The organism is Ruegeria pomeroyi DSS-3 (assembly GCF_000011965.2).
GTDB lineage: Bacteria > Pseudomonadota > Alphaproteobacteria > Rhodobacterales > Rhodobacteraceae > Ruegeria_B > Ruegeria_B pomeroyi.
On sequence record NC_006569.1, the window covers coordinates 141,940 to 165,632 of the forward strand.

General features: G+C 62.6%; 21 protein-coding genes, 1 tRNA gene and 3 pseudogenes. 15 read left to right on the top strand and 10 right to left on the bottom strand.

The genetic code is table 11. The annotated features are described in order from the left end of the window. The 4 genes and pseudogenes from SPO_RS20490 to SPO_RS20505 form a co-directional block, all read right to left on the bottom strand. Positions 1 to 474 (bottom strand): aromatic-ring-hydroxylating dioxygenase subunit beta, encoded by a 474-nt coding sequence (locus SPO_RS20490; RefSeq protein ID WP_011241914.1) that lies wholly within the window; start codon positions 472 to 474, stop codon positions 1 to 3. Further along, a complete protein-coding gene (locus SPO_RS20495) occupies positions 471 to 1,811 on the bottom strand; it encodes a Rieske 2Fe-2S domain-containing protein (RefSeq protein ID WP_011241915.1) in 1,341 nt (446 codons plus the stop codon). Before SPO_RS20495 ends, SPO_RS20490 begins: the two co-directional genes overlap by 4 nt. 22 nt (positions 1,812 to 1,833) lie before the next feature. Continuing rightward, positions 1,834 to 2,778 carry a PDR/VanB family oxidoreductase gene (locus SPO_RS20500; protein WP_011241916.1) on the bottom strand — a complete coding sequence of 315 codons (945 nt, stop codon included), beginning with the start codon at positions 2,776 to 2,778 and terminating at the stop codon, positions 1,834 to 1,836. A 379-nt stretch (positions 2,779 to 3,157) separates the two neighbouring features. After that, positions 3,158 to 3,711: pseudogene (locus tag SPO_RS20505) on the bottom strand (IS6 family transposase); the annotation flags it as partial. Between the two features lie 109 nt (positions 3,712 to 3,820). Here SPO_RS20505 and SPO_RS22685 point away from each other — a divergent pair. After that, positions 3,821 to 4,579: pseudogene (locus SPO_RS22685) on the top strand (IS5-like element ISSpo7 family transposase). A gap of 355 nt (positions 4,580 to 4,934) precedes the next feature. On the opposite strand, the pseudogene SPO_RS23380 reads toward SPO_RS22685, so the two are convergent. Both SPO_RS23380 and SPO_RS20520 read right to left on the bottom strand, forming a co-directional pair. Next, positions 4,935 to 5,084 (bottom strand): annotated as a pseudogene (locus SPO_RS23380) (IS6 family transposase); the annotation flags it as partial. Between the two features lie 278 nt (positions 5,085 to 5,362). Further along, positions 5,363 to 5,437: transfer RNA gene (locus tag SPO_RS20520), tRNA-Thr, on the bottom strand. A 127-nt stretch (positions 5,438 to 5,564) separates the two neighbouring features. Here SPO_RS20520 and SPO_RS23240 point away from each other — a divergent pair. The 4 genes from SPO_RS23240 to SPO_RS20535 are packed head-to-tail and all read left to right on the top strand — an operon-like array spanning position 5,565 to position 8,007. Next, positions 5,565 to 5,720, top strand: coding sequence for a hypothetical protein (locus tag SPO_RS23240; protein ID WP_011241917.1), 156 nt, complete (start codon positions 5,565 to 5,567; stop codon positions 5,718 to 5,720). A gap of 6 nt (positions 5,721 to 5,726) precedes the next feature. Next, positions 5,727 to 6,992: a UDP-N-acetylglucosamine 1-carboxyvinyltransferase gene (gene murA, locus SPO_RS20525; protein ID WP_011241918.1), complete on the top strand. Its 1,266-nt coding sequence runs from the start codon at positions 5,727 to 5,729 to the stop codon at positions 6,990 to 6,992. Continuing rightward, positions 6,992 to 7,468, top strand: a complete 477-nt coding sequence (locus SPO_RS20530; protein WP_011241919.1) for a DUF2948 family protein — start codon at positions 6,992 to 6,994, stop codon at positions 7,466 to 7,468. Before murA ends, SPO_RS20530 begins: the two co-directional genes overlap by 1 nt. After that, on the top strand, positions 7,468 to 8,007 hold the full coding sequence (locus SPO_RS20535) for a GNAT family N-acetyltransferase (protein WP_044029518.1): 540 nt from the start codon (positions 7,468 to 7,470) through the stop codon (positions 8,005 to 8,007). Before SPO_RS20530 ends, SPO_RS20535 begins: the two co-directional genes overlap by 1 nt. Positions 8,008 to 8,031: 24 nt before the next feature. Here SPO_RS20535 and glmS read toward each other — a convergent pair whose 3' ends face one another. Then, positions 8,032 to 9,855, bottom strand: coding sequence for a glutamine--fructose-6-phosphate transaminase (isomerizing) (gene glmS / locus SPO_RS20540; RefSeq protein WP_011241921.1), 1,824 nt, complete (start codon positions 9,853 to 9,855; stop codon positions 8,032 to 8,034). 405 nt (positions 9,856 to 10,260) lie between these two features. Between glmS and SPO_RS20545 the strand changes: the two genes are divergently transcribed. After that, positions 10,261 to 10,611, top strand: coding sequence for an MbcA/ParS/Xre antitoxin family protein (locus tag SPO_RS20545; protein ID WP_011241922.1), 351 nt, complete (start codon positions 10,261 to 10,263; stop codon positions 10,609 to 10,611). Continuing rightward, positions 10,611 to 11,123, top strand: coding sequence for an RES family NAD+ phosphorylase (locus SPO_RS20550; protein WP_011241923.1), 513 nt, complete (start codon positions 10,611 to 10,613; stop codon positions 11,121 to 11,123). The genes SPO_RS20545 and SPO_RS20550 overlap by 1 nt, the downstream gene beginning before the upstream one ends. 511 nt (positions 11,124 to 11,634) lie before the next feature. Here SPO_RS20550 and bhcR read toward each other — a convergent pair. Continuing rightward, positions 11,635 to 12,480 carry an HTH-type transcriptional regulator BhcR gene (gene bhcR, locus SPO_RS20555; protein ID WP_011241924.1) on the bottom strand — a complete coding sequence of 282 codons (846 nt, stop codon included), beginning with the start codon at positions 12,478 to 12,480 and terminating at the stop codon, positions 11,635 to 11,637. Positions 12,481 to 12,666: 186 nt separating this feature from the next. Here bhcR and bhcA point away from each other — a divergent pair, with 186 nt between their 5' ends. Genes bhcA through bhcD form a run of 4 tightly spaced genes read left to right on the top strand, consistent with a single transcriptional unit; the run spans position 12,667 to position 17,015 of the window. Beyond that, positions 12,667 to 13,857, top strand: a complete 1,191-nt coding sequence (gene bhcA / locus SPO_RS20560) for an L-aspartate--glyoxylate aminotransferase BhcA (RefSeq protein WP_011241925.1) — start codon at positions 12,667 to 12,669, stop codon at positions 13,855 to 13,857. Between the two features lie 12 nt (positions 13,858 to 13,869). Next, positions 13,870 to 14,823, top strand: coding sequence for a beta-hydroxyaspartate dehydratase BhcB (gene bhcB, locus SPO_RS20565; protein ID WP_011241926.1), 954 nt, complete (start codon positions 13,870 to 13,872; stop codon positions 14,821 to 14,823). A 5-nt stretch (positions 14,824 to 14,828) separates the two neighbouring features. Next, positions 14,829 to 15,992, top strand: coding sequence for a 3-hydroxy-D-aspartate aldolase BhcC (gene bhcC, locus SPO_RS20570; RefSeq protein WP_011241927.1), 1,164 nt, complete (start codon positions 14,829 to 14,831; stop codon positions 15,990 to 15,992). A 60-nt stretch (positions 15,993 to 16,052) separates the two neighbouring features. After that, entirely contained in the window at positions 16,053 to 17,015 is a 963-nt protein-coding gene (bhcD, locus tag SPO_RS20575; RefSeq protein WP_044029519.1) for an iminosuccinate reductase BhcD, read from the top strand. Between the two features lie 101 nt (positions 17,016 to 17,116). Here the strand turns inward: bhcD and SPO_RS20580 are convergent, their stop codons facing one another. Then, positions 17,117 to 18,274, bottom strand: a complete 1,158-nt coding sequence (locus SPO_RS20580; RefSeq protein ID WP_011241929.1) for an MFS transporter — start codon at positions 18,272 to 18,274, stop codon at positions 17,117 to 17,119. Positions 18,275 to 18,378: 104 nt separating this feature from the next. On the opposite strand from SPO_RS20580, the gene SPO_RS20585 reads away from it, so the two are divergent. Continuing rightward, complete coding sequence (locus tag SPO_RS20585; RefSeq protein WP_011241930.1) at positions 18,379 to 19,695, top strand: PLP-dependent aminotransferase family protein; 1,317 nt, start codon at positions 18,379 to 18,381, stop codon at positions 19,693 to 19,695. 24 nt (positions 19,696 to 19,719) lie between these two features. On the opposite strand, the gene SPO_RS22345 is transcribed toward SPO_RS20585, so the two are convergent. Next, positions 19,720 to 20,736 (bottom strand): helix-turn-helix transcriptional regulator, encoded by a 1,017-nt coding sequence (locus tag SPO_RS22345; protein WP_051420471.1) that lies wholly within the window; start codon positions 20,734 to 20,736, stop codon positions 19,720 to 19,722. A gap of 120 nt (positions 20,737 to 20,856) precedes the next feature. Here SPO_RS22345 and SPO_RS20595 point away from each other — a divergent pair, with 120 nt between their 5' ends. The 3 genes from SPO_RS20595 to SPO_RS20605 are packed head-to-tail and all read left to right on the top strand — an operon-like array spanning position 20,857 to position 23,689. Next, on the top strand, positions 20,857 to 21,474 hold the full coding sequence (locus SPO_RS20595; RefSeq protein ID WP_011241932.1) for a c-type cytochrome: 618 nt from the start codon (positions 20,857 to 20,859) through the stop codon (positions 21,472 to 21,474). Position 21,475: 1 nt separating this feature from the next. Further along, entirely contained in the window at positions 21,476 to 22,594 is a 1,119-nt protein-coding gene (locus SPO_RS20600) for a cytochrome-c peroxidase (RefSeq protein WP_044029520.1), read from the top strand. An 18-nt stretch (positions 22,595 to 22,612) separates the two neighbouring features. Next, positions 22,613 to 23,689, top strand: coding sequence for a tetratricopeptide repeat protein (locus SPO_RS20605; protein WP_011241934.1), 1,077 nt, complete (start codon positions 22,613 to 22,615; stop codon positions 23,687 to 23,689). The last annotated feature ends 4 nt before the right edge of the window (positions 23,690 to 23,693 follow it).

Consider the following 23,693-nt stretch of genomic DNA (forward strand, 5'->3'; position numbering starts at 1 on the left):
TCAGATGAACAGCTGCAAATTGCCGAAGGGAGCATCGAAGTTGATCAGGTCGACCCGCTTGAGTTTGATCTTCAGCGCACCGTCGACCTCGACAAGCTTATGGCTTACCCAGCCCGAATAGCGCTCCAGATTGTCGCCCCGGGTTTCCGTGTAGATGAAGGATGTCCGCAGTCTGAAGATACCGTCACCCTCACCCAGCGACAGCACGCGCGGGCGCTGCAACAGGTGGTGACAGCGGCTTTTGGGCTTCTGGCTGAAGGTACGTTCGCCCGACAGCCTTTCCACCCGCACCGTCAGCAAGAGCTGGTCTTCATACATCAGCGAAGGTTGCAGGATCGGGTCCTGTTGCTGCCACTCCAGCGGCATCCAATAGCGGCCATCCTCGTGGAACAGCGCAAGCCAGTCCTCCCACCGCATCTCATCCAGGGTGGCCGCCTCGTCATAGACGAAATCGATCAGCGTCTCAGGGGTCATGCGCTGACCTCCTGCTTCTGTTCCATCCCCTGAACCATGAACTTCCGCCAAGCATAGAAGGTGTTGCGCATCTGCCGTTCCGAGGTGCCATTGACCACCTCGGTCACATCCTCCGGTTCGCCTTCCTCGTAGAGCCTGCGCAGATTGATCCATTCATTGGCGTCCGAAAGCAGGCCTTCCTGCGCGCGCTCATACATTTCCAGATCGTCATGTCCGACAATCGACGTGGGCGCGTTGATGAACCGGTTATACATCAGCGCGCGCTCATAGATCTTGTCCGGCGCCCCAACCAGTCTGAACGCCCAGCTTTCCACCAGCGTCCTGTCGACCGCTACGGGGATGAAGTTGCGCAGGATGCCAACCGGCCCCTTGACCATGACATTCGGGAAATACAGCGTGTTGTGCCGGATATCGCCAAGGATCTCGCGGGCGCGGGTCTCGCCGTAGGCCTCGACCATCATCTCCAGATAGCCATCAACGTCGTCGTAATCCTGATGGATCGAGCCCGAGACGCCGGAATGCCCGTGCCCGTTAGGCCAGACGCGGATGCCCGCGCTTTCGTAGAATTCATAGGGGCTCATGAAAGGCGCATAAAGCTGCACCGCCATCGGTGTTTCCGTAAAGCGGTGCTTTTCGCGCTCCCACACGCTGACGGCGGTTCCCGCGCTGCTCTCATGGGCGACCATCGGGTGGCAGGTGTCGGTCTGGTTATCGACCAACATCTTCCAGTTGCAGGTGTGCATATAGCGGATCGGCGCGGCGATGATCTCGACCTCGCCCTTGGGGGACCGGTCCACCATGTTGTCGATCGTCGAGAGGGAATCGCCGAAATAGTCTTCGAAGCTCAGGCCGGTGTCAGAGAGGCGGGCAAAGATGAACCCCCGGTAGATGTGCACGTTTTCGACCCGGGGCAGCCCGTCTTTTGCCCTGTCATTGTCAAACCCGGTGCCCTCGTAGCCCTTCTTCAGCGGGATCGCCAAAAGCGATCCATCGGTCTTGAAGCTCCACGCGTGGTAGGGGCAGCGAAAGAACTTTCCGGTATTGCCGCAGGGCTCGGACGCGATCTTGACCCCTTTGTGAGGACAGCGGTTGTGCAGAACGTGGATGGTTCCGTTCTTGTGCCGCGAAATCAGAATGGGCTGATGGCCGATCTTGCTGGTGATGTAGTCGCCCGGGTCTTTCAGCTGGCTTTCATGGCCGACATAGACCCAGGAGTTCGGGAACAACTGCTCCATCTCCAGATCGAAAACCTCCTTGTCGACATAGACATCCCGGTGCACGGCATGTCCTCTGACCAGGTTCTTGACGGCCTCGGCATTGCCACGATAGCGATCCATGCTGCTCTCCTTCGTCTGTCGGTTAAAGGTCAAGGACCAGTTTCGGCGTCTTGGACCGCGAAACGCAGATCTGCATGACGGTGTTCGATGCCTTTTCGGCGTCACTCAGGATGACGTCGCGGTGATCGGGAATGCCCTCGATGACATCGCATTGGCAAATGCCGCAATCCCCGCGCTGGCAGTCGTAAAGCGGGTCCAGACCGGCCTCTTCCAGCGCTTCGATGATGCTTTTGTCGGCAGGCACGTGGATGATCTGGCCGGTATCGCTGACCTCAATGTCAAAGGCGGTGTTCTGGCTTTCGTCGGCGGCCGTCGCGAACAGTTCGAAATGAATGCGCTCGTCGCTCCATCCAAGCTCTTTCGCGGTGCGTTTCACCGCTTCGATCATGCCCGACGGGCCGCAGAAATAGACATGCGATCCTGTCGGCGTATTTTCCAGGATTGCCTGGATGTTCATGGCGCTTGGCTGATCGTCATAGTGAATGTGCAGCGCATCGCCGCAGATAGCCTTGAGTTCCGGAACAAAGCTAAGCGCGCCTTCGGTCCGGCCGGCATAGTGCATTTCGAACGAACGATCGGCCGCCACAAGATCGGACGCCATGGACAGGATTGGCGTAACACCGATGCCTCCTGCGATCAGCACCGCGTGTTCTTCGTGGCCCCCTAGGGGGAACTGATTGGCCGCATCCGAAACCTTGACCATGTCACCGGGTTTCAGCGCATGCATGAATTTCGAGCCACCGGCGCTTTTGGCCTCCAACAAGACGCCAAGCGCGATCTGATCATCGGACAAGTCGGGCAACCGCAGCAAGGAGTAGGCGCGGGTGCTGCCGTCGGAAACCACGACTCGCAGGTGCGCCCCTGCTTCCCATGTGCACAGACCCTGGTCCTGAGGTTTCAGAATAAATCTTTTGATGTCACGAGTTTCCGAGGAGACGGCGATGACTTCTGCGGCGACGGACGGCATGTATGCTCCTCATGAATCATTCGTATGCATTTGCAAAGGTTTAGTTATAAAATAAAGTTTGTCAAGCATGCCTGCTCAAGAAGGGTGGATTCGTCATCTTGCCTTAGACAAATTGCTTTTGCCGTGACCAACGTCGAGTTTGACACCCAGTAGAGACACCTGCAGAATTGCGACGGCGTGAAAGGTATTGTTTGAACTGCTTGGTTTCGGCCGTGCGCCCGGATGATCACAGAATGCTGGACGCCATTGTAATCGCCGCATTCGGTCCTGGGACCGACAGCTGGCCAGCGCATCTATCCGCCAACATCTACAGATGATGAGAATGGTGGTGTTTTCATATTAACTCGAGCAGCTTGTGAGCGAACGTAGCGGTCGATTCTCAGGCGACATTTGACGCATAGTTCCAGGCCTCGAGTGCTTCGAGACGGTGGTATCGGATGGTGAGGGCGGCGCGGCGGCGGGCTGGAACTGAGAAACGACTACGGGTTGCGGACTACATGGAAACGAAGCGTTGTAATGCCCCCGGCGATCGAAAGCCCTGCATCACCCGCTCGCGTTCTCGAAAAGGTAGATGGCTGTTCTCTGCGCGCTTGTTCAGCCCCTGATGTGACCAATGTCGAGGCCAGGCGCGACCTCGCGCTTTGCGGCCCCATATGAGCGCAGTTTGTCCGTGCTGACCCTTTTGGGAACGAAGCCCCACCGTTTCATCCGCTTGACCAGAAGCCGATTTCCCGCGCGTTTGTCCCGCCTGGGCTGCAGGATATCATCAAGAACGGCGCCGTGTTGATCGACCGCACGCCAGAGCCAGTACGGCCGGCCCGCGATCTTAACGACGACTTCGTCCAGGTGCCAGACATCGCCAGGGCGCGGCTGCCGTCTCTGTAGAGCATGGACGATCACGGGTCCGAACTTGACGGTCCAAAGCGCCTCGTACACTTATGACATCGAGGACAACCTTGTTCAGACTATCGACAGGCTAGGCTCCAGACCCATTGATTTCATGCTTCTGGCGTGATTCAGGCTCCGCAAGGAGATCTGATCGATGAGCAATCTGTATTGGCTGACCGACGCCCAGATGGAGCGCCTGAAGCCGTTCTTTCCCAAGAGCCATGGCAAGCCCCGCGTCGATGACGCGTCGCGTCCTCAGCGGCATAATCTTCATCAATCGCAATGGGTTGCGTTGGTGTGACGCGCCGAAGGAATACGGCCCGGCCAAGACCCTCTACAACCGTTGGAAACGCTGGAGCGACAACGGGGCCTTCGCCCGGATCATGGTGGGCCTGGCCACCGAAAGCGCCGAGCACAAGACGATCATGATCGACGCGACCTATCTCAAGGCACACCGCACTGCGTCGAGCCTGTGCGTGAAAAAGGGGGGCGCGGGCGCCAAATCGGGCGCACCAAAGGCGGTATGAACACCAAGCTGCACGCCGTTGCCGATGCCAAGGGGCGGCCGATCGGGTTCTTCATGTCCGCCGGGCAGGTCAGCGATTATACCGGCGCCGCGGCTCTTCTGGGCAGTCTGCCGAAGGCGGGTTGGCTGCTGGCCGACAGGGGCTATGACGCCGATTGGTTCAGAGAAGCGTTGAAAGACAAGGGGATAAAGGTTTGCATCCCCGGCCGGAAATCCCGCAAGAAGGCCGTCAAATACGACAAGCGGCGCTACAAACGGCGCAACCGGATCGAGATCATGTTCGGCCGGTTGAAGGATTGGAGGCGCGTCGCCACCCGATACGACCGGTGCGCGGAAACGTTCTTCTCCGCGATCATGCTAGCCGCAACCGTTTTGTTCTGGTTATGACCCGAGAACGAGTCCTGAGCCTAAAAGACCCCTCAGGAAGTATGAAGATTCCGTAATTGAAGTGATAGCTGTTCAGACGGGAAATCCAAGGCTCTCTCGCGCAGCGGCCATCGATAGAATGGAGCACGGGAAAGAAGCGCAGGAGCAAATTTATGAGGATTGATCTATTTCACCCACACCGGCATCGCTGCAGAACTTAGGCTTGAGGCGTGCTGTCCCCTTACCTCATTGACATCAGGCGATGCTAACGATCTAGGCGGCGTTGAAGCGGTTCATGAGCACGATGTGGATGTCGGCCGTCTGGCGGTCGGGGTCTCTGGCGGCGTTGCGTTCTCTGAATGGGACTGTTGCATTACACGGTCGGCCTATCAACTGTGATCCCGCGCTCCGCCAGCAGTTCAACCACATCCTGGTAGGACTGCGGGTAGCGTAGATACCACCGCACCGCACAAAGGATAACGTCACGTGGAAAGCGTTGGTGCTTGAACGGTGATCTACTCGCCAAGATCGACCTCAAAACCCAAATCTCGCCAAGTTAGGTGATTAATGCAACAGTCCCACCCTGTGTCAGTCGCCCAGGTCCCGGAACGGGTGCCCATACCACTCCGCTATGTGAAACCGCTCTTCTGCCAATGCGTTGCCTCCGCGCCTTGCGGTGCATTGGGCAGATTCCACAACATGTAGTCAATGTTTCACCCGGGCTCAGGTCCACCCGGGTAACCCTAGGGTAACGCAGTGCTGTCCCGCCACCGGTCCCGTAAGTGCTTGCTTTCGTAGGGTGGGTGGTGCTGCTGGACAGGATTGAACTGTCGACCTCTCCCTTACCAAGGGAGTGCTCTACCACTGAGCTACAGCAGCCCGCTGTACCGACGCGGCAGGACCCTCTGGTGGGCCGCAGCGTCGCGGTGAGCGGGTGATTAGACTCAAACGAAACGCGGCGCAAGGGCATCTGGACGGTTTTTTTCGCCTCCTGTAGAGAAAGGACATGGCAGAGCAAAAAAACCCTTCGAAAAGCAAATCCGCACCGGCTGACCGCGAGGACAGGCTCAAGGCCGCGCTCAAGGCCAATCTGGCCCGGCGCAAGGCGCAGGCCAAGGCGCGGACCGCGCAGGACGGCGCGGATCACAACAAAAAAGGTTAAGAGCAGATGGATTCGATTCTCGTTACCGGCAACGGGCCGCTGAATGGCCAGATCCCCATTGCAGGGGCCAAGAATGCCTGCCTCACGCTGATGCCCGCCACGTTGCTCAGCGACGAGCCGCTGACGCTGACCAATGCGCCGCGGCTGTCGGATATCAAGACGATGACGCTGCTGTTGCAGTCTCTGGGGGCCGAGGTGTCGTCGCTGCAGGATGGCAAGGTGCTGGCGATGTCGAGCCATGACCTGACCAGCCATACTGCCGACTACGATATCGTGCGCAAGATGCGCGCCTCGAACCTGGTTCTGGGGCCGATGCTGGCGCGGCTGGGTCAGGCGGTGGTGTCACTGCCCGGCGGCTGTGCCATCGGCGCCCGCCCGATGGACCTGCATATCGAGGCGCTCGAGGCGCTGGGGGCCGAGATCGAGCTGCGCGATGGCTATCTGCATGCCAAGGCGCCCGGCGGGCTGAAAGGGGCGGTGCACGAAATGCGCTTCGCCTCGGTCGGCGCGACCGAGAACATGGTGATGGCCGCCACTCTGGCCAAGGGCACCACTGTGCTGAAAAACGCCGCGCGCGAGCCCGAGATCGTCGATCTGGTACGCTGCCTGCGTGCGATGGGTGCGCAGATCGAGGGCGAGGGTACATCGACCATTGAAATCCAGGGCGTCGACCGTCTGCATGGGGCCACCCATCAGGTGGTGACCGACCGGATCGAGCTGGGCACCTATATGCTGGCCCCCGCCATTTGCGGCGGCGAGGTCGAGTTGCTGGGCGGCCGTCTCGACCTGGTTGGCGCATTTGTGGAAAAGCTGGATGCAGCCGGTATCGACGTTGCCGAGACCGACAAGGGTCTCAAGGTCAGTCGCCGCAATGGCCGGGTCAGTGCGGTCAATGTCACGACCGAGCCTTTCCCTGGCTTTCCGACCGATCTGCAGGCGCAGATGATGGCGCTGTTGTGCACCGCCGAGGGCACCAGCGTGCTGGAAGAGAAGATCTTCGAGAACCGCTTCATGCACGCGCCGGAACTGACCCGCATGGGCGCCCGGATCGAGGTGCATGGCGGAACCGCCACCGTGCGCGGGGTCGAACGGCTGAAAGGCGCGCCGGTGATGGCCACCGATCTGCGCGCCAGCGTCTCGCTCATTCTGGCGGGGCTGGCCGCCGAGGGAGAGACCCTGGTCAGCCGGGTCTATCATCTGGATCGCGGATATGAGCATGTGGTGCAAAAGCTCGAAGCTGTGGGCGCCAGAATCGAACGGATCAAGGGCTGATGTCGGACGCAACATTCAAGGACGGGCGCGAGGCGCCGCTGAACCTGGGCGCAGAGGACGGCGATGACCTCAAGATCATCTCGACCCTGGTGCAGGATGCGGTGTTTCCGATCACCGAAATGTCCTGGCGTCCGGGAACGCGCCGGTTTGCCCTGCTGCTGAACCGGTTCCGGTGGGAGGACCGCACCGCCGCCGAGCAGCGCGGGCGCGGCTATGAGCGGGTGCAATCGCTGCTGGTGATCGACAGCGTGCTGGGCGTCGCCAGCCAGGGCATCGACCGGTCCGACACCGATACGGTGCTGTCGCTCCTGTCGGTGACATTCGAGCCGGAGACCGATGGCGCCGGACAGATCCTGCTGACGCTTGCGGGCGACGGCGCCATCCGGCTGACCGTCGAGGCGCTGGATGTCACGCTCAAGGATGTCACCCGCCCTTATCTGGCCCCCTCGCGCCAGGCCCCGCATCACTCGGACTGATGCAGAACAAGCGGGGGATATCGCAGGCCTTTTCCCCCGCCGGCACCGGGGGCGAGTTGTTGCGGCGTGCCACCCTCTTTGACCTCTTTGACATGTCCCGGGTGCTGACGCGGTCGATCAGCCAGCTGTGCACCGCCGATCACGGCGGTGATGCGGAGGCGATTGCGCGCTGGTGCGCCAACAAGACACCGCAGGCCCTGCGCGCGCAGATGATGGACGAGGGGGCGGAGTTCTGGCTGCTCACCCGCGCCGGCCAGATCGCGGCGGTGGGTGCCCTGGCCGAGATCGACCAGACCGCGGGCACCGGGCGCGTCACGCTCAACTATGTCGATCCTGCCTGTCGCGGTCAGGGCGCCAGCGCCGCCCTGCTGGCGGGGCTGGAGGCGCGGCTGAGCGAACAGGGCATAGAGCGCGGGCTGCTGACCAGCACCGCCACCGCGCGCGATTTCTATCTGTCGCGCGGCTGGCGGCCCGATGGTCCGCCGCGCCGGGGCCGCTGGATCCTGGGCCACCCGATGGCCAAGACCCTCGCACCCTGATCACCCGCACCCTGCGTGTGCCGCCTATTCCACCGTGACCGATTTTGCCAGGTTTCGCGGCCGATCGACATCAATCCCCCTGAGCGTGCCGATCAGGAACGAGATGTAATGCGCAACCACCAGCGTCAGGATGGTGTTCCAGACGGGGCCGACAGCGGGAACGGTGATCACCGTCATTGCCTCGGCATCCTCGATTTCGGTGGGTTGCAGGTCGGAAATGACAATGCATTGCGCCCCGCGCGCGCGGACCTCGTTGATGTTGGAAACCATTTTCTTGCGCTGCGCCTGGTCGGTCAGGATGCACAGCACCGGCATGCCATATTCGATCAGCGATATGCTGCCATGCTTGAACTCGCCCGCATTCATCGCCTCGCAATGCAGATACGAGGTTTCCTTGAACTTGAGCGCGGTTTCCTTGGCGATCGAAAAGTCGACCCCACGCCCGATGGCAAAGCAGCTTTGATAGCCCGAGATCCGATCGGCGATGCTGCGGAACTCACGCTCCCGCCCGACCATTTCGGCCAGCGCCGCGCGAAAGTCCTCGGCCGAGGTGAACCAGCTCTCGTCGCGCGCGCCGCTCAGGGCCTGCCGCATGGCGTCGAGGAAGAAATAGACCGCAAGGAACATGTTGGTCACGGTTTTGGTGCTGGGCACCGAGATTTCGGGGCCCGCCGAAAGCGGCAGCACCAGATCCGAGACAAATTCCAGCGTACTGCCCGCGACATTGACGAAAGCGACGACCTGCGCCCCTTTCTGCTTGGCTGCCTTGACCGCGCCGATGGTATCGGCGGTCTCGCCCGATTGGCTGATCGCCAGCACCAGAGTGGTGGACGAAATGATGGGAGGATTGTACCGCATCTCCGAACCCACCTCGGAAATCACGTCGACCGGCAGTTCGAACTGCCGTGCCAGGGCTTCGGCAAAGATCGCGCTGAACGAGGCCGAACCGCAGGCCACAACCACGATCTTGGTAAAGCTGTGTTGCTTCAGATAGGCGTCAAGCGCTGCCCTGTGATTGCGGATCTCGCGACAGAACGCCTGCGCCGCAGCCGGCTCCTCGTGGATTTCCTTTTGCAGGAAAGTGTCATAGCCATCCTTTCGCGCCTTTTCGACCGACCAGTTGATGGTGATCGCAATCGCCTCGGATTCGGCGCCCGACTCGTCGAACACCTCGACCCCCTCATTGCCAAGGATCACGCATTGCTTGTCCTTCAGGCAAAAGACGTCCCTGCCATAGGAGACCAGACTGGACAGGTCGGACGAGATCGCCGATTGGCCGTCGTTCTGGATATAGTTCAGCGGGCATTCGTTGCGGATGCCGCCGATCAGGTCGGGCGCGTCGGCGAACTGGATCACCACCGCATAGGCGCCCACCAGCCGGCTCTGCAAGCGCGACAGGACCTGGCGGTAACTGCCGGCGCCGCACTCCTGATAGAGTTTCGCGGCCAGATTGGCGATGACCTCGCTATCGGTCTCGGACTGGAACACATAGCCGTCATCAAGCAGCTGTTCCTTGATCGGTTTGTAATTCTCGATGATCCCATTGTGCACGATGGCAACCTTGCCGTCGCTGGACAGATGCGGATGTGCATTGATGTCCGAGGGCGCGCCATGGGTGGCCCAGCGGGTGTGGCCGATCCCCGAAGAGCCGTGCAACGGGACCGAGGGTTTGGCCAGTTCCTTCTTCAGCTCTGACAGCGCCCCCTGCCGTTTGACGACATGCAGCCGCCCGTTGCTGAGCACCGCCATGCCCGAAGAGTCGTAGCCGCGATACTCCAGATTGGTCAGCATCCCGAGGATCTCTTTCTGTGCGTCACCCACACCGGCGACACCGACCACTCCACACATAGGCGTTTCCCTTGTCCTGCCCGGGCCCTTGTGACGCCCGCAATTGTCTTCTGATATCGCGATGGCAATCGAACCCGAAATCACGCGCTGTTTCAGAACTGTAGGGTGTGAGCTGCGGCGCCTTGCATCCCGCGAAAGGGGAACCGGCCCCGCCAAATGCCTGTCTTTCCGCGACGAAGCGATACCTTCCCGGGGGCGGAGAGGGGGAAACACCCCCCCTGAGATACCGCGCGGCCAGCAGAATTTTGCTCAAATTCGCTGCCTGGAACCGGCGGGCGCAGCGGCGAGCCGATCCCTATGCCCCTCTGACGATCGGGTACCTTCGTCTGATCCAAGACGGGCAGCGCCTTGTAATTCGGCGATTATGACGCTATATATCGTCAAAGTTACCGGCGAGGCGCAGTTATGCACATCACAAAATTTGCCGAAGGGGGACAGTTCGAACCGCGCAAGATCGCCGCGGCGCTGCGGACCTCGGCCGAAGAGGTCGCTATGACGGTGGGTCTGGGCAAGGACGCGCTGCAACGCCGTGCCCGCATCAATTCGGACAAGACCCAACGCCGCCTGCGGGAACTGGTGGAGGTGCTCAACAAGGTCGAGCCGCGCTTTGGATCGGAACTGATGGCCTATGCCTGGTACCGATCCGAACCACTGCCCGGTTTTGATGGCCGCACGGCGATGCAGCTTGTGCAAGAGGGCAAGGTGCAGCAGGTTCTGGACTATGTCGACGCGGTCGATGCAGGCGTCTTTGCCTGATGCCATTGCGGCACGGGCGCTATAGGGGGCCGCTCTACCGTGCCCTGAACCCGGTCTATGCCCGCGAGCCCTTGTCCGGGCGCGGCGCTGAACGCTATGGCGGGCGGTTCAACGCCAGGGGTATCCCGGCGCTTTATACCGCGCTTGATCCGGCCAGCGCATTGCGCGAAGCCAATCAGGTCGGCAGCTTGCAACCGACAATCCTGGTTTCATACCGCGCCGATCTTGGACCCGTGTTTGACAGCCGCGACACAGGAGAACTGGAACAGCGGGGCGTCAGCGCCCGGATGCTTGCCGATCCCGGCTGGCGTCAGGCAATGCTGGACGGGCGAGAGGTGCCGACACAGGATTTCGCGCGCGGGCTTGTGGCAGATGGCTATGTGGGTCTTCTCGTCCAAAGCCATGCCAAGGGCGCCTCGGACAGCGACCTGAACATCGTGCTGTGGCGATGGGCGGGGGATGGCTGCACCCTCGGGGTAATCGACGAGGAGAACCGTCTGGGCCGCATGTAAATCCCCGGAGGATATAGATTTCCACGTTGAGGCGGTGCGAAGCCATCTGAGATGTTCAAGAATGCAAGACGGCTACAAATGACAAGTGGCATGATCGGGCCACTCACCGGCTGGTCATGCTGTAGCGGGAAAAAGAGTTCACGCCCGGACCGGCGGCTCCGTAGCACGGGTCGCCGAGGAGTTCGGTGCGATCGGCACGCTCGCGAACCCCTCGCACGGCGCGGTTCTGGCACAACCAAAAGGGCACGCTGTTTGGCGAGACCCCCGAACTGGGTGAGGGCCTTCGCGGCATCTTCGGGGCACTGGACAACGTTGCAAAGTCTTTCCGCCGAATAGGCCGGCCGGCGCGCGCCGCGGCCTGGCCATTGGTCGGTCATCGTGCCGATGCTGAGCCTGGCACGTGCGCTTGTCAGCGATACGCATGCCCGGGTGGGCTTGCTCGTCGACCTGCTCGTTGCTGCTGCCCCAATGAGTCATCGCAATCATGCATAGTCATGATTTTACCTTGCGCTCACGCCTCATCGGTGGAGGGGCGGATGCTGACGGACAAGGGCGCACCCAACCTGCGTGACAGGTCGAGCGCGGCGTCGCGCACGATATTGCCGATCTCGGTCAGCCGCGCGTCGGGCATCCGGTCAGAGGGGCCCGATACCGAGATGCCGCCAATAGCCTCGCCGGTGAAATCGGTGATCGGGGCGGCCACGCAGCGCATGCCATGGGTGCGCTCTTCGTCATCCAGCGCCCAGCCCCGGCGATGGATCAGGTCGAGCTCGCTCAGCAGTTGTTCCTTGTCGAACCGGGTTTTCATCGTGAACTGTTCCAGCCGCATCTCGGGCAGCAGCCTGTCGATGCGGGCGCGGTCATATTGCGACAGGAGCGCCTTGCCGATGCCAGAGGCATGCAGCGGCGCGCGGGTGCCGGGCTGAAAGAAGGCGCGAATGTTGGATTGGGTTTCCACCTGGCTCAGGAACAGGATCTCGCCGTCGCGCTCGATCCCGATATTGGCGGTCTCGCCGGTGACTTCCATCAGCTTGCGCAAAACCGGCCGGGCGCGCTCCACCAGGGAACTGCGCAACAGAAAAGCCGAGCCCAGGCGGAACAGGTCGGGCCCGATATGCCAGGTCTGGGTTTCCGGATCGATCTCGGTCAGGCGACGGCTCTCGAAAGTGTGCAGTGCCCGGTACACCGTGGCCGGCGCCAGATCGAGCCGCTCGGCCACCTCTGACAGCGCCAGCCCGCGGGCCGAGGCGAGGCATTCGAGGATGTCGATGGCCCGGTCAAGCGACTGATTGGTGTTCTGCTCGCTCTTGTCGGCAAAGCTTTTGGGCCGCCCTCTTTTCCGCTTCTCCGTCGCCAAACCGCTGCACTCCTGCCGATTTTTCGTTTCTCTGATCTTTGAATGTTACAAGTGAAAAATTATAAATCGCTGCTATCAAAGCAATAATGTCTCTTCATCAGTAAATGAAAAACAATTTCAAAAAAATTGTCAAGTGGTTTGATCCGGTCGATGATGGGGCATCGAATCCGTTGAACGAGGCACAAGATGAGTTTCCAGAACCCCGTTTTCATCCCTGGGCCGACCAATATACCGGAAAGCCTGCGCAAGGCCTGCGACATGCCGACGATCGACCACCGGTCGCCGCTGTTCGGGCAAATCCTGCACCCGGCGCGTGCGGGGGTCCGGGCGGTGCTCAAGAGTGAAACCGCCGAGATCTTCATCTTCCCCTCCACCGGGACCGGGGGCTGGGAAACCGCGCTGACCAACACGCTGTCGGCGGGTGACGGAGTGCTGGCCGCGCGCAACGGCATGTTTTCCCATCGCTGGATCGACATGTGCCAGCGTCATGGGCTGGCGGTCGAGGTGGTCGAAACACCCTGGGGCGAGGGGCTGCCGGCGGATCGCTACGAAGAGATCCTGGCCGCCGACACGCATCACCGGATCAAGGCGGTTCTGGCCACCCATAACGAAACCGCCACCGGCGTGCGCTCGGATATCGCAGCGGTACGCCGCGCGCTCGACAAGGCGGGCCATCCGGCGCTGCTGTTCGTCGATGGGGTCAGCTCGATCGGCTCGATGGACTTCCGCTTCGACGAATGGAGGGTCGATGTGGCCGTCACCGGCTCGCAAAAGGGATTCATGCTGCCCGCCGGGCTGGCAATTGTCGGGTTCAGTGCCAAAGCGATGGAGGCCACCGCGACCGGCACTCTGCCGCGCACCTTCTTCGATGTGCATGACATGGCCAGGGGCTATGCCAACAACGCCTATCCCTATACCCCCGCCGTGGGCCTGATGAACGGGCTGAACCAGGCCTGCAGGATGCTGCTGGACGAGGGACTGGAGAATGTCTTTGCCCGCCATCACCGCATCGCCGAAGGGGTGCGCGCGGCGGTTCACGCCTGGGGGCTGGAGCTGTGTGCCGCCTCGCCGGATCTCTATTCCGACACGGTCAGCGCCATCCGCACGCCCGAGGGGTTCAATGCCACCGATATCGTGACCCATGCCGCCAGCAAATATGGCGTCGCCTTTGGCGTCGGGCTGGGCGAAGTCGCGGGCAAGGTGTTCCGCATCGGCCATCTGGGCAGCCTGACCGATGTCATGACGCTGTCGGGCATCGCCACCGCCGAGATGTGCATGGCCGATCTGGGTCTCGACATAGGGCTTGGATCGGGCGTGGCGGCCGCGCAGGAGTACTTCCGCTCCCATAGCGCGACCTCCCTGCTCGCGGCGGCCTGAGAGAGGTGAGAGATGTATATACCGACCTTTGAGGACATGCTTGCCGCGCATGCGCGGATCGAACCCCATATCCGCCGCACGCCGGTTCGGGTCTCGGATTACCTCAACGAGCTGACCGGTGCGCAGCTGTTCTTCAAATGCGAGAACTTTCAGGAGCCGGGCGCGTTCAAGATACGCGGCGCTACCAACGCGGTGTTTGGCCTGGACGATGCCCAGGCCGCAAAGGGGGTCGCCACGCATTCATCGGGCAATCATGCCTCGTGTCTGAGCTATGCCGCGATGCTGCGCGGTATCCCCTGCAACGTGGTGATGCCAAGCACCGCGCCGCAGGCCAAGAAGGACACGGTGCGCCGTTATGGCGGGGTCATCACCGAATGCGCCCCCTCGACCAGCGCGCGCGAAGAGACCTTTGCCCGGGTGCAGGCGCAAACCGGGGGCGATTTCGTGCATCCCTATAACGACCCCCGGGTGATCGCGGGGCAGGGGACATGCGCGCGCGAACTGATGGAACAGACCGATGGTCTGGATATCGTGGTGGCACCGATCGGCGGTGGCGGCATGATCTCTGGCACCTGCCTGACCCTGTCGACACTGGCGCCCGAGACCCGAGTGATCGCGGCCGAACCGGAACAGGCCGATGACGCCTATCGCAGCTTCAAGGCGGGCCATATCATCGCCGATGACGCACCCAAGACCATTGCCGATGGTCTGCTGGTACCGCTCAAGGATCTGACCTGGCATTTCGTCAGCAACCATGTGGCCGAAATCTACACGGCCTCCGAGCAGGAGATCATCGAGGCGATGAAGCTGACATGGAAACACCTGCGCGTGGTGATGGAACCCTCCAGCGCGGTGCCGCTGGCGACGATCCTGAAGAACCGCAAGGCATTTGCGGGCAAGCGCGTGGGCGTAATCATTACCGGCGGCAACGTCGATCTGGACAAACTTCCTTGGATGAACGGGTGAGCGAGATGAAAGACATGACCAATCTGGACAATTTCGAAGTCGGCTTCGACATTCCGGCCAAACCGGGCATGGATGCGGCCGAAATTCAGACCCCCTGCCTGGTGCTGGACCTCGACGCACTGGAGCGCAACGTCAAGAAGATGGGCGATTATGCCAAGGCGCATGGGATGCGCCACCGGGTGCATGGCAAGATGCATAAATCGGTGGATGTGGCCAAGTTGCAGGAACGCCTGGGCGGCGCCGTGGGCGTGTGCTGCCAGAAGGTGAGCGAGGCCGAGGTGTTTGTGCGCGGTGGCATCAAGGACGTGCTGGTGTCAAACCAGGTGCGCGACCCGCTCAAGATCGACCGGCTGGCACAACTGCCCAAACTGGGCAGCCGCATCATCGTCTGTGTCGATGATCTGGCCAATGTGGCCGATCTGTCAGCGGCGGCGCTCAGACATGGCACCGAACTGGAGGTTCTGATCGAAATCGACTGCGGCGCCGGGCGCTGCGGGGTCGGCACGACCCAGGATGTGGTCGCCATCGCCCGGGCGGTCGATGCGGCCGAAAACCTGAAATTCACGGGCATTCAGGCCTATCAGGGCGCGATGCAGCATCTGGATAAATACGAGGACCGCAAGGCCAAGCTGGATATCGCCATCGAGATGGTGGAAAGCGCTGTTCAGGGTCTGAAAGCGGTGGGGCTGGACCCCGAACTTGTGTCCGGCGGCGGCACCGGCAGCTATTACTTCGAGGCCAATTCAGGCGTCTATAACGAGCTTCAATGCGGCTCTTACGCCTTCATGGATGCCGATTACGGCCGGATCCTCGATCAGAACGGCCAGCGGATCGACAAGGGCGAATGGGAAAACGCCATGTTCATCCTGACCCAGGTGATGAGCCACGCCAAAGCCGACAAGGCGATTGTCGATGCCGGGCTGAAGGCGCAGTCGGTCGATAGCGGGTTGCCCTTTGTCCATGGTCGCGACGATGTGGAATACATCAAATGCTCGGACGAGCATGGCGTGGTCGCCGACCCGAACGGTGTACTCAAGGTAGGCGACAAGCTGCGTCTGGTGCCCGGTCACTGCGATCCCACCGCCAATGTGCACGACTGGTATGTCGGCGTGCGCGGCGGCAAGGTCGAATGCGTCTGGCCGGTCTCGGCCCGCGGCAAGGCCTATTGATTTACCTCCCCTGACTGGGGCGGGTGCGCCCGCCCCGTTTTTTCACAAGAGGCACAGAGCATGTACATCGTTCCGGAAGCCATCATCAAAGACCATATCAGCCGCCAGGACTGTTTCGAGGCGATCGAACAGGTCTTTGCCTCCATGGCGGCGGGGACCGCCCGCAATTTTCCGGTGATCCGCGAGGCGATCGGCCATGCGGATGCGCTTTACGGGTTCAAATCGGGGTTTGATCGCCAGGCGCTCAATCTCGGTCTGAAATCCGGCGGATACTGGCCCGGCAACGCCGACAAGGGGCTGACAAACCACCAATCGACCGTGTTCCTGTTCGATGCCGACACGGGCAGATGCCAGGCTGTGGTGGGCGGCAACCTCTTGACCGCGCTGCGCACGGCCGCGGCCTCTTCAGTCTCGATCAAGCATCTGGCCCGCCAGGACGCCAAGGTGATCGGCATGATCGGCGCCGGACACCAGGCCAAGTTCCAACTGCGCGCGGCGCTGGAGCAGCGCAACTTCGAGAAGGTTATCGGCTGGAACCTCCATCCCGAGATGTTGGTGAACCTGCAGGAAGTGGCGGACGAAGCCGGCCTTCCCTTTGAGGCGGTAGAGCTGGACGGCATGCGCGAGGCGGATGTGATCATCACGATCACCTCGTCCTTTGACGCGATCCTGAAGGCGGATCAGGTCAGCCCCGGCACCCATATTGCCTGCATGGGTACAGACACCAAAGGCAAACAGGAGGTCGATCCCCAACTGCTGGTGATGGCAGACGTGTTCACCGATGAGGTCGCACAGTCCATCTCTATCGGCGAAGCGCAGCACGCGGTGGCGCATGGCCTGATCCAGGCGGCTGACGTGGCACAGATTGGCGCGGTCATCAACGGGACCAACCCGGGCCGGACCTCCGATGCGCAGATTACCCTGTTTGACGGCACGGGTGTGGGATTGCAGGATCTGGCGGTCGCCGCCACCGTGGTCGAGCGCGCCCGCGCCGCCGGCGCTGGCACCGAGATCGCGTTCTGACGCGGTCCACAGGCGGAGCGGCGGCGGAGCGGCCGACATGTTCGACAGACGCGCCGGCAGAGTGATCCGCCCGGCGCGTCTGCGCATGTCGGGCTTCGGTTCTACTGCGCGGGTTGGCGCAGTTCGGCCACCTTTGCCCCACGCCAGGCCACAGCCCAGGTGAGCGTTACCAGCAGGGCAGCAAAGACCGTCATCGCAGGCAACAGGCCAAACCGATCGGCCAGCGCGCCGCTGCCAATCGTGGGCAGCGAGAACCCGACATAAGCGTAGACAAACAGCCCGGCGGCGGCGCGGGCGCGGTTGTCCGGCGCGCGCAGGGCGAACTCGGCCAGGCTGGCGAGATAGGTGAACCCGTAGCTTGCCGCGCTGGTTATGGCGGTTCCGGCCAGAACCAGCCCGATGGATTGCGTCCAGACCCCCAGAAGCAAGGTCACAAAACCCGTCGGAACCAGCACGAAACCCACCGACAGCGCCACCCTGTTACCCAGCCTGCGCGCCAGGGGTTGCGACAGAAAGCCCACGAAGATCGCCAGAAAGATCACCATGCCTGTATAGGCGCCCAGCCCCTGCGCCGCGAGTTGCAGCGGTACCACCGCGATGGTCATGCCGGTGGCCGACCAGGCCAGCGCCAGCGCGGCGCCGAATTGCCAGCTGCCCGCCGGAAAGACCGGCAGCCGCAACAGCGCGACCGGGTGGGGTGTATCGGCGCGCGGCAAGCCAAGCACCGCCAGCGCCAGCAGGGGCGCGGCCACGAACAGCGCAACAAAGCTGGCCGGCATCACGCTTGGACCGCCCAGGCTCAGGCACAGCCCGGTGGCCAGCGCGCCGCCACCAAAGCCCAGCGAGGTCGCCGATGTGACAAGCAGCGTGGCCTGCCGGGTCCGGTCGGCACCAAACAGTTCGGCCATATAGGCGGTGCCCGCGGTGGTGGCCAGCCCGGTCGAGACACCGAGGAGCAGGCGGGCCAGCACCAGAGACGGCCAGGTCGGCACAACAGCCAGCAGCGCCGTTCCCGCCGCGCCCAGACACAGCGCCAGCGCGATCGGCAGGCGCCGCCCGATCCGGTCGGACAGGCCACCCAACAGGATGAGTGTCGGCATCAGCCCGGCGACATAGGCGGCAAAGGCGACGGTCACTGCGGCGGCACCAACCCCGCTGTTCCCGGCATAAACCGCATAAAGCGGCGCTTGCAGGTTCACCGCATAGGTGGCCGCAAACAGGGCACTGGCAAGAATGGCGCGGCTGACATGATCCCGCATCGGTTTCCCTTTCTCGGAGCGATGCAGCAATGGTTGACCCGCGATCAAATGCAGTACAATAAACTTATTGTATCAAGTACGCTGGAAGCGCTCCGAGGGCCGTGATGAAATATTCCAAACTCGTCGAAACGCTCGCGGCCCGGATCAAGGCCGGAGAGATCAGGCCGGGCACCCGCCTGAAGACGCATCGCGCCTTTGCCGAGGAACATGGCGTCGCGCTGGCCACCGCCACCCGTGTCTATAACACGCTGAAACAGCGGGGGCTGATCGTGGGCGAGGGCGGTCGGGGCATGTTCGTGCGCCAGCCAGAGGTGCCGCCAACGCTTGGGATCGAACAGCCCGAGGAGGCGCCCGGCATCGACCTTGTCTTCAACATGCCCGGCGATCCGGGCGATGGCGAGGTTCTGCGCGCCGGGCTGCGCGGGCTGGCGGGCCGGGGCGATCTGAACGCGCTGCTGCGATATCAGCCCCATGGCGGCGTGCTGGCCGAACGCCGTGTCATCGCCAACTACCTGTCACCGCGCCTGGGCAAGATCGAGCCCGAGCGGCTGTTCATCACCTCTGGCGCGCAACACGGCCTTTCCGTCGTTGCGTTTGGCCTGCTCAAACGCGGCGACGGGATCGCAACCGATCCGCTGACCTATCCGGGCTTTCGCGCCGTTGTCGGGCTGCGCGATCTGGAACTGCATCCGGTGCCCGGGCAGCTTGGCAGCATGGATCCGCTTGCCTTGCTGCGGGTCTGCGCCAAAACGCGGCTGCGCGCGCTTTACCTGATGCCCAGCGTGCACAACCCGCTGGGCACGGTGATGGACGAATACAGCCGCCGCGCCATCGTCGCCATTGCCCGGCACCACGACCTGCTGATCTTCGAGGACGGGGCCTATGACTTTCTCGAAACCGATCCCCCGCCCAGCTTTCTGGAACTGGCACCCGAGCGGACGGTCTATATCGGCGGCGTCTCCAAGGTGCTCGCCACCGGATTGCGGCTGGGCTATGTCGTGGTGCCGCCGGATTTGGCCGGGGCGCTCAGCATGGCGATCCGGGCGACCACATGGAACACGCCAGCGCTGATCACCGCGCTGGTGACCCAGTGGATCGAGGACGGCACCATCGGGCATTTCGAACAGACCCGCCGCGCCGCAGGCGCGCGGGCGCAGGCGATCTGCCGGGCCTGCCTGGGCCACCACGATTTCAGCGCCCATCGCAACGCCGGCTTTGCCTGGGTGCCGCTGCCCGGTCGACTGCGCGCCGAAGAGGTGGTGGCCAGACTTGCCAATCGCGGCATCGCCGTTTCCACGGCAAAACCCTATGCCGTCGGTCCAACCACGCCGAACGCCCTGCGTCTGGCCTTTGGCGGGCTGAACGACGCGCTGTTGCGGTCAAGCCTGACAACCATCAGCACGGTTCTGGACATGGCGTAACCGGCAGGCCACGGCGATGCGGGCTCACGTCTTGCCCAGCGAACGCGCCCGGAAGTCCCTGGGTGTCATCCCCTCCAACGCCTTGAAGGCCCGCGTAAAGGCGCTGGTTTCCGAAAATCCCAGCCTGTGCGCGATCTCGGTGATCTGAATGCCGGGGTCTGCCAGATGCGCGCGGGCGGTTTCACCCAGCACCTCGTTGCGCAAATTGCGAAATGATGTCCCGCGTTCGGCCAGCGTGCGGTGCAGCTTGCGCACCGACATATTGAGGGCACGCGCCGCCCGAACCGTGTCGAAGCCACCTTCGGCCAGATGAGCGGTGATCATCAGGCGCAGCCTGCTGACGATCTCTTCCTGCTGTCTGAGCGTGGCAACGATTCCGTCGGCCTGCCGCTTCAGGATCTCCAGCAGAACCGGGTCGGCGCCGGGAATGGCAAGGTCCAGATCGCGCACGGGAAGCTCGATCTGGTTGGTCTTGTGATCGAAATGCAGCTCTGGCCCAAGCAGGGCTTCAAGCGCCGATGTATCGGCGGGGCAGGGCGTGCTGAACCGGCAGCGCGCGGGATACCAATCGCATCTTGTCGCGACGCGAATGGCGTGCACGATCATCCCAATGCTGCTCCAGATATCCTGAAGCGGCGTGAACCCCGCAACCGGAACCGGGCTATACCCGACAACGACGCTGCCCTGCGCGCGCATAACCGAAATCTCGGCATCCTGCGAAAACACCGCGTTATAGGTGGTCAGATGATGCAGCCAGGTGCCAAGGCTATCCGAATTCTCGAGCAGATAGCCCAGCAGGCCAAAATCCCGGCTGGTCAGATGCGCCGCGATCTGGATGCCCAGATCGGGGTTTGCGGTGACGCCGGCGCCCCATTCGAACAAGCGGAAATACTGCTCTGACGGCAGGACCGTCCGGTCCCGATGATCCGGCGGCAGCCGTTGGCCCAGCCAGGCCTCGATCTCGGCTAGCGGCACCCCGGCCTCCAGCAGCGCCGCGACCAGCCAGCCGCAGGGCGTGACCGGGGCATGGGTGTTCTGCATAGAGAGCGTGGCACGATTCATGGCCGAAAATGTCAATTCTCTTGCCGAGCCTGTCAATATTTCCGCCGCGTCCCTGCATAGGCTTGTTCAAATCGCCGCTTCAGAAGGGTCCCGCCGCCGATGATTTTTCGCGCATTCTCAGTCCTTGTCCTGCCTGTGGCGCTGTTGGCCGCCAGCGCCGCCGACGCCGATGGTGCTGCGCTTTACGCAGAGAGCTGCGCGGGCTGTCATGGCGAAACGGGTCAGGGCAATGGCGAGCTGCGCGCTCCGGCACTGGCGGCGCTGGACGCGGGCTATCTGATCCGGCAGGTCGGGCATTTCCGATCCGGCGTTCGACAGGTGAACCCGGACAACGACATGGCCGTTGCCATGGTCGAACTGCTGCCCGATGTGAGCGAGGCGGATACCGCCGAAATTGCCAGCTACCTGGCCAGCCTGCCGCTGCCGGTGCTGGAGGATGACAACGATCCGCCCGGATTTCGCAGCCGGGGCCTCTATTCCGGCTGCATTTCGTGCCATGGCGCGCGGGCGCAGGGCATCGAGGCATTGAATGCACCCCGGCTGGCCCGGCAATATGGCTGGTATCTGGCCGAGCAACTGGACGCCTTCCGCGTCGGGCGGCGCGGCGCGCATCCCGAGGATGACCCGGGTCGGCAGATGAAGGCGATGGCCGATGCGATCGGATCCGAGGCCGATATCGCCGCGCTGGTATCCTATATCGCGACGCTGGACCCCTGAGATGCGGGCCTGGCTCTTTCTCATGGCACTGGCCGCGCCCGTCATGGCGGACGAGATCACGCTGGCAGAAACCTGTCCGCCCAGTTTTCAGTTGCTGGCCGACGGCACTTGCGAGTTGGTGACGCTCTACCAGTTCTACGACAGCCCGCCTCAGCATGGCGGGCTGCGCGCCCGGCTCGATCCGCCAGCGAACCGCTATACGCCGCAACAGATCGACCTTGGCCGCTATCTGTTCTTTGATCCAATCCTGTCGAGTGGCGGCGATCTCAGCTGTGCCTCGTGTCACGATCCGGCACAGGGCCTGTCCGATGGCCGCAAGCGCGGCCTTGGTGTGACCGAGCTGAACCGCTCGACCCCGAGCCTGTGGAATGTCGGCTTTGCGTCGTCGCTGATGTGGGACGGGCGGGCCGAGACGCTGGAACAGCAGGCGCTGCTGCCGCTGTTCAACCCCGCCGAAATGGCGGCAAACGCCGATGGGATCGAAACGGCACTGAACGCCGCACCGGGTTACGTTTCACTGTTCCAGACCGCCTTTGGCAAGAGCCCGAGCCTTGAGACCACCGCAATTGCGCTGGCAGCGTTCCAGTCGAGCCTGATCAGCCTCAACAGCCGCTATGACCGCTATGCCCATGGCGATGCCACGGCGCTGAACCCACAGGAAATTCGTGGCATGAACGCGTTTCGCGGCTTTGTCGCACGCTGCTCGCAATGCCACATCCCGCCGCTGTTCACCGATTTCGAACTGGCGGTGGTGGGGGCGCCCGCTGATGAGCGCGGCTTTGCCGATCCCGGCGCCGGGGCGCTCGCGGCGGACCCGGCGCGTCTGGGCGCGTTCAAGACGCCCACGCTGCGCAACATCACCCGCACCGCACCCTATTTCCACGCAGGCCAGTTCGACACGCTGAAGGGTGTGGTCGATTTCTACAACAACACCGCCGGCCATGCCGCACCCGAGGGGCAGGACCTGCGCATTCACTGGCATGTGCACATGACCGATGGGCCCAAGCTGAGCGCCGGAACCGTGGCCGATATCGTCGCCTTTCTGGGTGCGCTCGAAGACGAGAGCCTGATGCCCCGCCGCCCCGACACGCTGCCATCTGGATTGCTTCCCCAGGATTGAGACAAGGAGAGACTTGAGATGACCGGATATGGAAAGACATTCGCCTTGCTGGGCACCTGCGCCACCTTGCTGGGCCCGCCGCTTTCGGCCCAGACCGGATCGGTCCTGTCGGACCTGCAAAACGAAGAGGTGCAGGCGAGATATCGCGCCGCCGCCGCCGAACGGATCGCTTGCCCCAGAATCGAAGGCGACGCGGCGCTGATGGCCGCCTTTGCCAAGGACGCAGCCAGCAAATGGGACCGCGCCGCGATGGGCTGCGCCACCGAGTACGGGGCGCGCGCGATGGAGGCCCTGTCGCTGCCGACCAACCTGATCTGGGCAGTCGCGACCTTTCGAACCGACAATATCGAGACCCATCTGCAGGTGTTGGGTGCCCATCTCGATTACTTCGAGGTCCTCGATAAGAGCTATTCAGCCCATTATCAGGGCATCGAAATGGCAACCGAACTGGGCCTGCGTTGGGAGCAGGCGCGCGAGCGGTCCGAAACGCTGATGACCCGGATCGACCCGCTGGTCCCCAAGCTGACCGAGGCGCGGTTGCTGCGCGCCGCCTATCTTCTGGCCTCTACGTTGCGTGAAACTCCGCCAGAGGTGCAGAATACTGCCGTGGCGGCTGCGCTCGAGGATCTGCAGATCGCCATCGCCGAGAATCCCGAGGCCCTCGACGGGTTGGGGCCGCTGTTGCTGGGGCAGGTCCTGGCGGTGCTGCCCGAGTTCCTGGGCGGCGATATCCTGGCCGCGATCGACCTGCTCGAACAGGCCCATGCGCTCAATCCCACCGATCTGAGCGTCCATCACACCCTGGTCGAGGCCTATCTGGGCGAGCGCGAGACCGACAAGGCGCTGGCGCTTCTGCGGCACGCGGCCAGCATCGACCCTTCGACAGAGAACCCGCAGGATTACGCAGACGAGATGAAATATCTCGGCGGCCTGGCCCTGCGGGCCGGTGCGCCGGATCTGGCCCGGCAGATGGCCGGGCACCGCAGCGCGATACTGGCGGCGCATCCGCAACTCGACCCCCGCAAGGAAATGGCGGCCCTTGGCCATGGCGGCGCCGACCCGCTGACCGGCAAGAAGCCCGACGACCTCAACTGAGTGA

Coding starts and splice junctions, on each gene's coding strand:
- SPO_RS20490 (WP_011241914.1), bottom strand. CDS start 474: ATGACCCCTGAGACGCTGATCGATTTCGTCTATGACGAGGCGGCCACC.
- SPO_RS20495 (WP_011241915.1), bottom strand. CDS start 1,811: ATGGATCGCTATCGTGGCAATGCCGAGGCCGTCAAGAACCTGGTCAGA.
- SPO_RS20500 (WP_011241916.1), bottom strand. CDS start 2,778: ATGCCGTCCGTCGCCGCAGAAGTCATCGCCGTCTCCTCGGAAACTCGT.
- SPO_RS23240 (WP_011241917.1), top strand. CDS start 5,565: ATGGCAGAGCAAAAAAACCCTTCGAAAAGCAAATCCGCACCGGCTGAC.
- murA (WP_011241918.1), top strand. CDS start 5,727: ATGGATTCGATTCTCGTTACCGGCAACGGGCCGCTGAATGGCCAGATC.
- SPO_RS20530 (WP_011241919.1), top strand. CDS start 6,992: ATGTCGGACGCAACATTCAAGGACGGGCGCGAGGCGCCGCTGAACCTG.
- SPO_RS20535 (WP_044029518.1), top strand. CDS start 7,468: ATGCAGAACAAGCGGGGGATATCGCAGGCCTTTTCCCCCGCCGGCACC.
- glmS (WP_011241921.1), bottom strand. CDS start 9,855: ATGTGTGGAGTGGTCGGTGTCGCCGGTGTGGGTGACGCACAGAAAGAG.
- SPO_RS20545 (WP_011241922.1), top strand. CDS start 10,261: ATGCACATCACAAAATTTGCCGAAGGGGGACAGTTCGAACCGCGCAAG.
- SPO_RS20550 (WP_011241923.1), top strand. CDS start 10,611: ATGCCATTGCGGCACGGGCGCTATAGGGGGCCGCTCTACCGTGCCCTG.
- bhcA (WP_011241925.1), top strand. CDS start 12,667: ATGAGTTTCCAGAACCCCGTTTTCATCCCTGGGCCGACCAATATACCG.
- bhcB (WP_011241926.1), top strand. CDS start 13,870: ATGTATATACCGACCTTTGAGGACATGCTTGCCGCGCATGCGCGGATC.
- bhcC (WP_011241927.1), top strand. CDS start 14,829: ATGAAAGACATGACCAATCTGGACAATTTCGAAGTCGGCTTCGACATT.
- bhcD (WP_044029519.1), top strand. CDS start 16,053: ATGTACATCGTTCCGGAAGCCATCATCAAAGACCATATCAGCCGCCAG.
- SPO_RS20580 (WP_011241929.1), bottom strand. CDS start 18,274: ATGCGGGATCATGTCAGCCGCGCCATTCTTGCCAGTGCCCTGTTTGCG.
- SPO_RS20585 (WP_011241930.1), top strand. CDS start 18,379: ATGAAATATTCCAAACTCGTCGAAACGCTCGCGGCCCGGATCAAGGCC.
- SPO_RS22345 (WP_051420471.1), bottom strand. CDS start 20,736: ATGCAGAACACCCATGCCCCGGTCACGCCCTGCGGCTGGCTGGTCGCG.
- SPO_RS20595 (WP_011241932.1), top strand. CDS start 20,857: ATGATTTTTCGCGCATTCTCAGTCCTTGTCCTGCCTGTGGCGCTGTTG.
- SPO_RS20600 (WP_044029520.1), top strand. CDS start 21,476: ATGCGGGCCTGGCTCTTTCTCATGGCACTGGCCGCGCCCGTCATGGCG.
- SPO_RS20605 (WP_011241934.1), top strand. CDS start 22,613: ATGACCGGATATGGAAAGACATTCGCCTTGCTGGGCACCTGCGCCACC.